Here is an 11,743-nt window from a genome sequence, read left to right on the forward strand (position 1 = left end):
GCTTACGCCGTTACGACCCCATCGGCACGCTCTCCCTAATAACAGGCTTTGTCAGCAGTCTGAGACGCCCATGGGCGTCTCAAAGATTAGTTTACTCTAACCGGCATACCGCTACGCGCACGGATTGCCGCGTCCACTTCGCTCTGGTTAATAGCAGGATCATTCAACACCTTGCCAACTGACTCAGAAATGGTGATCGGCACCGGCTCTTTCGACTTTAACTCTTCCTCAGAAGCTGAAAGTGGATTGTGTACTTCCAGATAGCGTGAACCGTCTGGTTCAACGGAAGCCTTAACTGGCTCGTTGATAAACTGTACGCGGGTTCCCACTGGCACGCTGTCGAACAAATATTTAATGTCGTCATTGCGCAGGCGGACACAACCGTGGCTCACGCGCAGGCCGATACCAAAGTTGGCGTTAGTGCCATGAATGGCGTATAGACGACCAACATACAGCGCATACAACCCCATTGGGTTATCCGGGCCCGCAGGGTATACCGGAGGCAGGATCACGCCATCAGCGGCGTACTCTTCGCGCATTTTAGCCGTCGGTGTCCAGGTAGGGCCGTCTTTTTTGCGCTGTACGCTGGTGATCCAATTTAGTGGTGTATCTTTACCCAACTGACCGATACCAATCGGTAGCACAACCACCGTTTTGGTGCCTTTCGGATAGTAGTAGAGGCGCATTTCAGCACTGTTAATGATAATGCCTTCACGCGGTGTATCAGGCAGGATCAGTTGCTGTGGGATAGTCAACGTACTGCCCGGTAGCGGCAGGAATGGGTCAACGCCAGGGTTAGCTTCCAGCATATTGCTCAGGCCCATCTGGTATTGAGCCGCGAAGCTCTCCAACGGCAACTTGCTATCTGCTGGCACGGTGATCTGGATATTCTCGCCGACTAGGCGGCTATCTTTGGCTGGCAGAGGGTATACAACGGCAAAAGCAGCCTGACTGAAGGCAGCTAAAGCTGTAAACAGGGTTAATAACGCGCGAATGCTCATTTTCATCTTCGTATTGGAGTGTTGGCCGCACTGGCTATGGATGGTATAGGTTAAATCCGGCCAAGTGTGACCGGATGCGCATTATATGTGCACTAGCCGCCAAGAGGGAAACATTACTGGAGTAAAAATCACACTTTTTTGTCGCCAAATGTGGTTCGACGTGAATTTTTTGTAAACACTACCCCTCAGCGACCGTTTCTGCAGAAAATTAGGCGCTTCCAAGCAGGGTTTCGAGCCACCTAATGATTCTCGCGCGTAGTTAAAGTGCAGAGAAAGGTGCAGATAGATCCACCAGCTATATGCACCCTGCAAAGGATTTTATTTCAGCCCCTGCCACCGCATTACAGAATCGACATGATCAAGACAGCAAACGCGGTAAAATCGCCGGTACTTATCGTTTTTGCTGCCGGATTCTTAACCGGGGCAACATAAATACGGTCACCACCTTTACCATACAGCAGAATGCTGGTGAAGCTACTCCAGGGCCTTACTGTGGTGTCGCCATGTTTCATCACGATCCCCAGATCGGGGTTGCTGGTGGCGATAAAATTGTTGGAGAAACTGCTGGAGGCAGCAACCAGATCAAGTTTTATCGGTAGGCTAAGTTCACTGTTGCATTGATAAGACAGCAGGATTTCCTGACCATAACGGCTGCCATTGGTGGTAATATCCGCCGCATTCAGATCGCCGAACCTTACATCGCCCCCTCGAACATTCGTAATACGACATTCAACGGGTGTTGGAACGATTTGCCCTTCAAGAGCGATTTCGAAAGCTGGTTCCGGATCCTGCGGGATCCATGCAGGCGGTGGAGTTAAACTCATAGAACGATACACCGAAGTCACTAAAACATCACGGTCCAGCAATACGGCACCGCCAATGATATCCCGACGTAACTTCAGTCGGAGCACCCCCCTCAATCCAAAATCGAATCTTGAGTTATAACCAAAGCCATCAACCAAGTCGATACCTGGCGTTCCTAATGTCGTCCAATTGAAAGGGACGATATGTCGGCTACCGATCTCAACTTGTACATCAAGGTTATCATTTAATTTTAAATAACCGGGGTTAATTGTCGAACGAGGAAGCTGAGTTTCGGATCTAAAATAACTCATAGGCCGTGATTTACCGGTTTCATTAATATAAAAGAGTCCATATTGCCTACGAGATGCATCAACATAAGATACTTGAAGAGTCGCCCCGGCACGGCGACTAGGAAAGCGGCTACTCTCTACTTCAACCACAAACCTGTTTAATCCGTGTCCAAAAAAAGTATTAGGGACATCGGCAAAAATAGACTTACTCCAGAAAATAAGAATAAAAAAAACAGCTAGTGAATAAAATGTCGCTGTATAAATCCTCACCTTATCTTTCGCTCGAATAGGCTTTAGCTGCCGGCGGTTTATACCATGATAAATTCTGCTATCCCAGCAGTACACACTGAACATCTGATGCTTGCAGCTTTCCATGTCCACACTCTCATTCCATTGTTTTATTTATACAATCCAGGTGATGAAAGGTAACAAACTCTCAAATATCGATCAACAAAATAGATCTTAATGATTAACTTTAAAAGTTAAAAAACAGTTAATAATACGCAGTTTATTCCTGCTATTAGCCAGAATCCTATACCAAGAAAATGATTTAATTTTTATATAAAAATTTAACCAATAAAATATGCTTAAGCCATTTTACAACAGCCTGCACTGCTATCTCGTATACACAAGGGCACTCAGGACAACCCGTTGTCTGGAAGCAAATCCTTTCACTAAAGGTTTTCCCCTACCCTTGCACTCGCATGAATCCCTCTCCATCAGCGATAAAATGCTGCCATTTATTAAAAATAATGATTATCATTAGCGTTCAACAATTGAGTGTAAGGTAGCGTAACCGACCAGATTTTCCTGGGACTCAATGCTGAGCCTCAAACCCCCAGGGAGTCTCCCTGCGGTGACCTGTAGTACTTTGATCAAATGGAGATGTTATGACCCCCAAGATGACAACGGGCCGAAAGCTAAGTAAACGTGCGATTTATCCTTTTTTGCTCCTGAGCACGCTGATGTTTTCCTCTGTATTACAAGCACAAACAGAACCTGAGTTACTGAGAAAAGCCGTGGGGAAAGGCGCTTACGAAATGGTGTACAGCCAGGGTGAGAATGCACTCTATCTCGCTACCTCACAAAGCCGCAAGCTGGATAAGGGTGGCATCATCTATCGCCTGGACCCACAAACGCTAGAGATCACGCAAATCATTCATAACGAGATAAAGCCGTTTGGTGCTGCTATCAATCCACAAACCAACACACTTTACTTCGGTAACACGGTCAATAACTCAGTGACCGCCATCGATGGCAAAACCGGTGAAGTCAAAGGCCGTCTGGTGCTGGACGCTCGTAAACGCTCTGATAGCGTCAAACCGCTGGCACCGCGCGAACTGGTAGCAGATGCCAGCACAGACACGGTCTATATCACCGGTTTGGGTGATTCCAGCGTGGTCTGGGTAGTTGATGGCAAGGATCTGACCCTGCGCACCACTATCACCGAAACCGGGAAATTCGGCACCGGTTTAGCACTGGATGCCGCTGCCAGCCGCCTTTACGTGACCAATGCCGATGGTGAACTGGTCACTATCGACACCAAAACCAACAAAATTATCTCGCGTAAAAAGCTGGATGAGTCGAAAGAACATTTCTTGTTGAATATCAGCCTGGATCCGGCCACGCACCGCGCATTTATTACCGACTCCAAACAGCCGCAACTGTTTGTGGCCGATACCCGCAACGGCAATATTCTGCAAAAGATCGATGTACCAGAATCACTGGCGGTGCTGTTTAACCCGATACGCAATGAAGTGTACGTTACTCACCGTAAAGCAGGTACCGTTAGCGTAGTCGACGCTAAAAGCTACAAATTGCTCAATACCTTCAAGACGCCGGTTCACCCGAACAGTCTGGCGCTGTCACACGATGGTCAAACCCTGTATGTGAGCGTAAAACAGGCAGCAAGCCGCGATAAAGAAGCCAGTGAGCCAGATGACGTGATTAGAATTGCGTTAAAGTAATCCGTTGTCCGTTTAATTAAGCGCCTGCCCGCAGGCGTCAGACTGCTGACAAACCCCGTTATTAGGGAGAGCGTGCCGATGGGGTCGTAACGGCGTAAGCCGTCGGAGCGCCCCTCGGTGCGCTAGCCCCGGGTATCTCGGGTCAGAAGGCGACTTTGTCATCAACCTCGTGCCTGCCCGCAGGCGTTTAATTATTGCACCGACATTACCAAACCGGCGTTTGCAGTAAAATCTCCGGTGGCAATGGTCTTTGCTGCCGGGTTTTTGACTGGGGCGACATAAATAACGTCACTTCCTCTACCATTCACCAGTCTGCTATTGAAACTGCTTCAGGGTTTCATGGTTTTACCACCAAATTTCATCACTATGCCCAGGTTGGGGTTACTGGTAACCACCTCCCCTGCGCCCGCATTAATAAAAACGTCATCAAAAACTGTTAATACATGGCGTGCTAATTCATAGGGTTATTAGGGATGACCGGAAATGCTAAAAAAAACAACATTATCAGCGCTGTCGATAGCAGTGTTTCTTTCTCTGGGGAGTGCCCATGGGGCCGCGACAAGAACCGTCGAAGCCACCAAGCTGATCGAAGGATTCAGCCAGCTTAACAACAGCGTTGAAGGGCGCAACGCCCTAAACCAAAACCTCAACACCTCGATTGATATCAACAACAGTTCTTCCGACGCGCAGCGCGCCAGAGCCATTTCAGACAATACGATAGCGGCACTGATCGGCTCAATGAACAACGGCCTGCTAGTGGCGAATGCGCTTGGGCCTAGAATGAGTGAAATCTTCTCCGCCAATAACACGCTGATCCCGGCAACCTATTCGAGCACCACGTTCTCAAAGAATTTCGAAGCGCTTTTCTCGCAGGTCAACGCACTGATCCAGGCCGATTCCAGCTTTGCCAAAAACTATTACGCTAACGGCAGTGCCAATGGCGATCCTACAAAACCGGCTACTGACATCAGTCTGCCTGATGGTGGCGTGTTTAACGTCTACGATCTGGCCTACGCACCGCTGGACCAAAACCGCAATAGCGTGGGTAACTCGCGCCCGGTGCAGGTTGCTCCAGAAAGGGTAGAAAGCTTCAGTGCCGCTGATTTCTTTGGTATCGAGACCAACAGTGCGATCGGCATCCTGCCTACCGTTAAGAGTAATGCAGCTTTCCCAAGTGGCCATGCAGCTTTTGGCTTCGCCAGTACCCTACTGTTTGCTGAAATGGTACCCGAGCGTTTTCAGGAGTTTCTCCTGCGTGGCTCTGAATATGGCAATAGCCGTATCACGCTGGGCGTCCACTACGCGCTGGACGTTATCGGCGCTCGTATTATGACCACCTATGCCCTGGCGCAAATGCTCAATAACAACCCGGATTATCTGGGACAAAGTATTTCGAGCATCATGGGTTCGCCAATGTCCACCACCAGCGATTTCCAGGCCCTGATGCTGGCTGCACAAACGGATCTGCGTGCGCTGCTGGAACAAGGGTGCCAAAGCACGATTGCCCAGTGTGCAGCCGCAGACAAAGCAGAACGTTCGGCCCAGGCGGCAAACGATAAAGCCACATATGCTTATCGCCTGACCTACGGCCTGGCACCCGTCGGCCCAACCAATCTTGCCCCAGTGGTACCTGAAGGTGCGGAAGTGTTGCTTGCCACCCGCTTCCCATATCTGAGTGCTGAACAGCGCCGCGATGTGCTTGCCACAACGGAAATTGAATCCGGGCATGCGCTCGATAATGGTTCTGGGTGGGCGCGCCTTAACCTGTATGCGGCAGCCGATGGCTACGCCGCTTTCAACGGCAACGTGTCAGTTGCCATGGATGCCAGCAAAGGGGGCTTCAGCGCTTTTGATACCTGGGGCAATGATATTGCCGGGCACGGCAACTTCAAGAAAGACGGCTCAGGTATCCTCGAACTGACAGGGAACAACAGCTTCTCCGGCAAAACAACGGTTGCGGGCGGCACACTGCTGGTCAACGGCAACCACGGTAGTTCCGCAGTCACGGTTGAAAAGGGTGCACTGCTTGGCGGTTCTGGCACCGTGGGTTCATTGACCGCGTTATCGGGTGGTGGCGTCGCTCCGGGTAACTCAATTGGCACCATGAATGTCACCAATGGCGTCAACTTCCAGTCAGGGTCACGCTATGCGGTAGAAATTGCCGCAGATGGCCGTAGCGATCTGCTACAAAGCACCGGAGCCGCCGTGCTCAACGGTGGCGAGGTTGCGGTATCACTGGAAAACAGCGGTAACCTGCTTAGCGAAAGCCAGGTACACAGCCTGCTGGGCAAACAATATTCCATTCTGACGGCGCAGCAGGGCATCAGTGGGCATTTTGATAGCGTACAGCCTAATTATCTGTTCCTCGGCACCACGCTGAGTTATCAACCCAATCAGGTCATTCTTAGCGTAGGGCGCAGCGCCACTGCCTTCGCCGATTTAGCGCAAACGGCAAACCAGCGTGCGGTAGCCACGGCGGCAGATACCTTGGCGGCAGGTAACCCGCTCTATGAAAGTATCCTGACCAGCAGTTCCCCGTTCCAGGCACGGCAGGCATTTAGCCAGTTGACCGGGCAAATTCATGCCGATATCGCTTCAACCCAGATCAATGACAGCCGTTACCTGCGTGACACGCTGAACGAACGCCTGCGCCAGAGCGAAGGGCTATCCAGTTCATCCGAGATCAAAGTTAACCAGGGTGGTGCCTGGGCGCAGTTGCTAGGCGCATGGGATCACGCTTCTGGGGATGCCAACGCCACAGGCTATCAGGCCTCGACTTACGGTGTTCTGATGGGGTTGGATTCGGCGCTGGCTGAACAGTGGCGGATGGGTATCTCCACCGGATACACCCGTACTTCACTCGATGGCGGCTTCGGCGCCAGTGCCGATAGCGACAACTACCATCTGGGCGTATATGGCAGCAAACAGTTAGGTGATTTAGCTTTGCGTGCAGGCAGCACCTATACCTGGCACCGTATTGAGACTTCCCGCCGCGTCAGTTTTGGCGCGCAGTCTGATAATCCTAACGCCAGCTATAGCGCCCGCACTCAGCAACTGTTCGCTGAAGCGGGCTACAGTATCAAGTCTTCGGCAGTGAATCTTGAGCCTTTCGTCAATCTGGCCTATATCAATTTCCAGAACAGCGGTATTGATGAGAATGGCGGTGCAGCGGCGCTACAAGGTAATAAGCAGCACACTGAGGCGACCGTTTCGACGCTGGGATTACGTGCCGATAGCCAACTGCAAGCGGTTACCCTGCGCGGCGAGTTGGGATGGCAGCACCAGTACAGTGAACGGGATCGCGCTACTGCGTTGATGTTCAGCGGCAGCAGTTCAGCGTTTGTAGTTAACAGCGTGCCGGTCTCACGGGATGGTGCCGTGGTAAAAGCCAGCGCCGAAGTGGCAGTGAGCAAAAATGCTACGCTGTCATTGGGCTATGGCGGTCTGGTCTCGCAGAATCATCAGGATAACCGGGTTAATGCTGGTTTTGCCTGGAGTTTCTAATCTTCTCGATCACCCCTTCTCTGAAAGGAGAAGGGGTTTCGCTGCCTGATGAACCACTACCATTCCGTCAAACTGTTTTTTATTTCCGTCAAGAAAAGCTGAGCTGCTGGAGAGCTCAATTTATCTTTATGCTGCACACTATTTATTCTTCTAGAAATAGCGACATTTGGTAGTACAACTTCACTCAGAAGTCCTGTTCTAATTTCCTGAGATACGGATCTTGCCGGAACAACTGACACACCAAGCCCGTGGATAACCCCCTGTTTAATACCCTCCAAACTGTCAATTTCAATTAAATTCCCCAGTTGAATTCCGCACATTGAAAAACATTTATCCATAAACATTCGGGTCGTTGAATGCTGGGGTTTAATCAGAAAGGTTTCACTTTTTAGCTCTTCTTGCGTACATATTTTCTTGCTAGCCAGTTTATGTTGTGGATGGCAAATTAATACAAACGGATCATCCATAAGATACATTAACGTATTCTTTTCAGAGCTGACATTGATGTAGTCAGAAATAACCACGAAATCCACATCATGGACATTAAGTTTCTGTAACAACTGCCCGGTCTTATCAATATCCAACCGGATGGTAATATTGGGATATTTCTTATTAAATTGCGCAATAACGGAGGGAAGAACCCAAACACCACAAAAGTGGCTAGCTCCGATATTGATACTACCTGATTCAGGGTGATCAAACAGCCGCATGTGTTCCTGAGACTGTTTGGCAAGACTAAGAATTTGCAGAACATACTCACGATACGTTCTCCCTTGTGGCGTTAACCTCAGCCGATTGTTAGTTCTCTCAAACAAGGTGGTGTTCAAGCTTTCTTCCAATTTCCTGATACTAATGCTCACCGCTGGTTGTGTACAAAAGAGACGTTCAGCCGTACGGGTAACGCTGAGGCACTCTGAAAGAATAGCAAATGCCTCAAGTTGGCGTATTTCCATACCTACCTCATAAATAATTTTTATGGTATTTATATTTTATTATAATTTTACGTAATCACCTTCAGGAGTCAAACTCTAATTCTCTTACCTCACCAGGGATTAACTTATGGAAAAGCTATTAGAGAAGCCTACACCACCGAAAAAGTTTCCAACATTAAAACAAGTAGGTATTCCTCTGGCAGTTATTATTCTGCTTGTTCTGATGAATATGCCGGTACCTGAAGGGCTATCTCCTCAGGGATTAAAGTCTATTGCGATATTTTGTGCCGCACTCACGCTCTGGGTATGCGGTTCTCTCCCTATTTACCTGACGTCGATGATAGTCATTATTCTCCTGCCCTTAACGGGGACAGTATCAAAGGAAAAATTAGTCTTTGGTACACTAGGATACGATGTTATCTGGTTGATGGTTTCAGCCTTCGTGCTGACATCAGCCATGATTAAATCAGACATTGCCCGGCGATTTGCGTTATGGATGATCACTACATTTGGTCAAACACCTCGTAAAGCCTTATTTGTTCTGGTCATCATCAATTTCTGCCTGGTGTTTTTTGTCCCTTCAACAACGGCACGGGCAACACTGATGGTGCCTATCTGCCTAATACTACTCGAGATTTATAAAGCAGCCCCAGGAAAGAGTAACTTCGGTAAAGTCATGATGCTGCAGGGCGTTCAGGCAGATGCTATTGCCACCTCAGGCGTAATGACCGGCACAGCCGCGAATATCATTGCCGTTGGTTTTATTAATCAACAGGCAGGCGGTAATATCGGTTACATGGATTGGTTAATAGCCTCTTTCCCTCTGGCACTGACCAGTATGTTTCTCTCTTTTCTTATTGGATTAAAGTTTTACTCCTTTAAAGATGAAATAGACTTTCAGGGGGCGCTGGAAAAACTTAAGCAAGAGAGGCTCCAGTTAGGCAAACTGTCGTTTAATGAGAAGAAAGCGATGGGTATTTTCCTCATGGCTGTCACTCTGTGGGCAACAGAAAGTTATCACGAGGACATTTTGGGATTTGAAGTCAGCGTTTATATGACAGCAGTTATTGCTGCCGTATTATGCCTGATGCCTAGGATTGGGCTACTTACCTGGCCCGAAGCCAATATAAAATGGGACCTGATGATTTTTGCCGCCGGGGCGTATGCAGCAGGTAATACGCTCGAAAATACCGGGGGAGCACAATGGCTGATTGGCAAGTTGGTCTATGGGCTGGGGTTGGAAACCATGAGTACCTGGCTGGTCTACATTGTCGTTGTCTTTATTTGTATGTATAGCCACCTGATATTCACTAGCAAAACGGTCAGAACCACGATCTTGATCCCGGCAGTCATTGCTCTGGCAAAAACTTTGGGTATGGACCCAGTTACACTGGCATTGGCCGCATCACTCACGCTTACCTATACCATTACATTGCCACCGCATTCGAAGGTTAATGCAATTTATTTCTCTACGGGTTATTTCTCCGTTCTGGATCAAATGAAGTATGGACTGACGACCTGTTTTATTGGTGCGAGTGTAATATGTGTGGCTATTTTCACTTGGTTCCAGCTCCTCGGCTACGGAATTTAATAATAAGAAACACAATAAGGAGTCAATATGCGTCTTATTTTAATGAGACACGGTGAAACCCTCTGGAATCAAGAGTCCCGCTTACAAGGGCATGATAACTCTTCCCTTTCTAATAAAGGGATCCAGCAAGCGGAAAAACTGAAAGACAGCATCAGGCTATTATCGCCGGTAAGGATAATTTGTTCCGATCTCGGCAGAGCCAGGCAAACGGCTGGAATTATCGGTTATTCTCATGCAATCACCGATCCCGCACTTCGTGAACTCCACATGGGGGAATGGACCGGGCTGCGGAAACCAGACCTGATCGCTGACGAACCCGAGAAATACTGGCAATGGAGAAAAGGCTTGTATACGCCTCCGGGCGGTGAAAGTTGGGAAGACTTCTGTCAGCGGATCCATCAAGCGCTGATGGGATGGATAGAAAAAGAGGATACGGATCTGTTGGCTATCGTGCACAGTGGCGTTATTAGAGCGGCATGCAAGGTATTTATGAAATTGCCACCGGAAAACCTGTTGCCTGTTACTCCAGCCACGCTGACGATTTTTAATATTGAACAGGGTAAAACCCGGCTTGAAGCGTATAACATTGGCGCATTCATTCCCGATGCTGATGCGGCAGATTAGGCTGCCACCAGCAAACCTATCTTGAGCCTGCAATATACACGTCGCCTTTCAATCTCAATGGGTGTTGGCGGCGTTTTTAGCGCAGGCAGTTTGGACACGGGCAGCACGCAGATACCGGCACATACACCGAGAGCATGAGGATTTAGAGCACTGCCCAAGCCTTAAAATAGCCCTAACAGTGATAGGTTCTTTATGTAAATTAGTGTCAACCATCACTTACAATCCTTTTCGCTTAGCTTACTTCCGCTTGTCTTGAGCAAAAATACTCTCTGGCATAGGGTAGCGTTAGATTGATTTTATCTCCCTGTGGGCGAAAGGATTAATAATCATGGTTAGGTCGTTGAGAAATGCGCTGATTGGTTTACTGTCATTATCTATGGTTGGTTGCGCAAATACGAGCGGTAGAGACGTTGCTGAAGCCGGTTTATTGGCTGTCGCGCTAGTAGGTATTGTGGTCGCTATGGCCGCACTAGACACACATGAAGACGACCAAAAAAACGCTGAGTGTAAAAAAAGACATAAACATTGCGATAGCTATGAACATCGGAGAAACCACGAAAAGTGCAATTAATCCTTCAATCGATTGAAGCCCTGAGTGTCAGCCTCAGGGCTTTTTATCAAGCTAAAATCTCTCGGTTCATAGTTTTACTGACATAACCCGTTGGCAAAAACAACAAGAGGCTCCACACCACTAAAGCCAACATCCATGCAGCTTGAAGGTCGACGGGTATAAACGCATGAGCAGTGTACCTTGGCCAGCCTTGCCCCAGCGCAATAACAATAGCGAGTTCAACCGCTCCCCCATAACCACTCACCCTGCAATTCCAACCGTTCATCCAGCGTATTAAACCACTGACTGAAATTCATATGTATTCCCTTCACCGGGCTGGTGATGATGGGCTGTTCCTCAACCCGTTCTGCCCCGGCAAATGCATTGCAACAGCGAGTGAAAAACAGGCCCACGCTTAATCGATCCTGGTGCCGTTGCCGATCTTCCTGGCTGGGAGTCTGGCGCCATAAACCTCGCTTC

At 48.7% G+C, this 11,743-nt stretch carries 8 protein-coding genes; 4 read left to right on the forward strand and 4 right to left on the reverse strand.

All coding sequences use genetic code 11. The features are described from left to right. Positions 1-86: 86 nt before the first annotated feature. Together SAQUA_RS20130 and SAQUA_RS20135 are read right to left on the reverse strand one after the other, a co-directional pair. A complete protein-coding gene (locus SAQUA_RS20130) occupies positions 87-1,007 on the reverse strand; it encodes a L,D-transpeptidase family protein (RefSeq protein ID WP_380674430.1) in 921 nt (306 codons plus the stop codon). A 335-nt stretch (positions 1,008-1,342) separates the two neighbouring features. Next, entirely contained in the window at positions 1,343-2,470 is a 1,128-nt protein-coding gene (locus SAQUA_RS20135; RefSeq protein ID WP_380674537.1) for a fimbrial protein, read from the reverse strand. Between the two features lie 590 nt (positions 2,471-3,060). Between SAQUA_RS20135 and SAQUA_RS20140 the strand changes: the two genes are divergently transcribed. Next, positions 3,061-4,062, forward strand: coding sequence for an SMP-30/gluconolactonase/LRE family protein (locus SAQUA_RS20140; RefSeq protein ID WP_380674539.1), 1,002 nt, complete (start codon positions 3,061-3,063; stop codon positions 4,060-4,062). Positions 4,063-4,545: 483 nt separating this feature from the next. Then, a complete protein-coding gene (locus SAQUA_RS20145; RefSeq protein ID WP_380674432.1) occupies positions 4,546-7,566 on the forward strand; it encodes an autotransporter outer membrane beta-barrel domain-containing protein in 3,021 nt (1,006 codons plus the stop codon). Between the two features lie 56 nt (positions 7,567-7,622). Here the strand turns inward: SAQUA_RS20145 and SAQUA_RS20150 are convergent, their stop codons facing one another. Next, a complete protein-coding gene (locus SAQUA_RS20150; RefSeq protein ID WP_380674434.1) occupies positions 7,623-8,519 on the reverse strand; it encodes a LysR family transcriptional regulator in 897 nt (298 codons plus the stop codon). A gap of 106 nt (positions 8,520-8,625) precedes the next feature. On the opposite strand from SAQUA_RS20150, the gene SAQUA_RS20155 reads away from it, so the two are divergent. Continuing rightward, entirely contained in the window at positions 8,626-10,089 is a 1,464-nt protein-coding gene (locus SAQUA_RS20155; protein WP_380674436.1) for an SLC13 family permease, read from the forward strand. Positions 10,090-10,116: 27 nt separating this feature from the next. Beyond that, positions 10,117-10,713: a histidine phosphatase family protein gene (locus SAQUA_RS20160; protein WP_380674438.1), complete on the forward strand. Its 597-nt coding sequence runs from the start codon at positions 10,117-10,119 to the stop codon at positions 10,711-10,713. A gap of 789 nt (positions 10,714-11,502) precedes the next feature. On the opposite strand, the gene SAQUA_RS20165 is transcribed toward SAQUA_RS20160, so the two are convergent. Beyond that, positions 11,503-11,676, reverse strand: a complete 174-nt coding sequence (locus tag SAQUA_RS20165; RefSeq protein WP_380674440.1) for a hypothetical protein — start codon at positions 11,674-11,676, stop codon at positions 11,503-11,505. Positions 11,677-11,743 lie beyond the last annotated feature (67 nt).

It is taken from the genome of Serratia aquatilis (genome assembly GCF_044865145.1).
GTDB lineage: Bacteria > Pseudomonadota > Gammaproteobacteria > Enterobacterales > Enterobacteriaceae > Chania > Chania aquatilis.

What these genes read in the sequence shown, in the direction of transcription:
- SAQUA_RS20130 (WP_380674430.1), bottom strand. Translation starts at nt 1,007, where the DNA reads ATGAAAATGAGCATTCGCGCGTTATTAACCCTGTTTACAGCTTTAGCT.
- SAQUA_RS20135 (WP_380674537.1), bottom strand. Translation starts at nt 2,470, where the DNA reads ATGGAAAGCTGCAAGCATCAGATGTTCAGTGTGTACTGCTGGGATAGC.
- SAQUA_RS20140 (WP_380674539.1), top strand. Translation starts at nt 3,061, where the DNA reads ATGTTTTCCTCTGTATTACAAGCACAAACAGAACCTGAGTTACTGAGA.
- SAQUA_RS20145 (WP_380674432.1), top strand. Translation starts at nt 4,546, where the DNA reads ATGCTAAAAAAAACAACATTATCAGCGCTGTCGATAGCAGTGTTTCTT.
- SAQUA_RS20150 (WP_380674434.1), bottom strand. Translation starts at nt 8,519, where the DNA reads ATGGAAATACGCCAACTTGAGGCATTTGCTATTCTTTCAGAGTGCCTC.
- SAQUA_RS20155 (WP_380674436.1), top strand. Translation starts at nt 8,626, where the DNA reads ATGGAAAAGCTATTAGAGAAGCCTACACCACCGAAAAAGTTTCCAACA.
- SAQUA_RS20160 (WP_380674438.1), top strand. Translation starts at nt 10,117, where the DNA reads ATGCGTCTTATTTTAATGAGACACGGTGAAACCCTCTGGAATCAAGAG.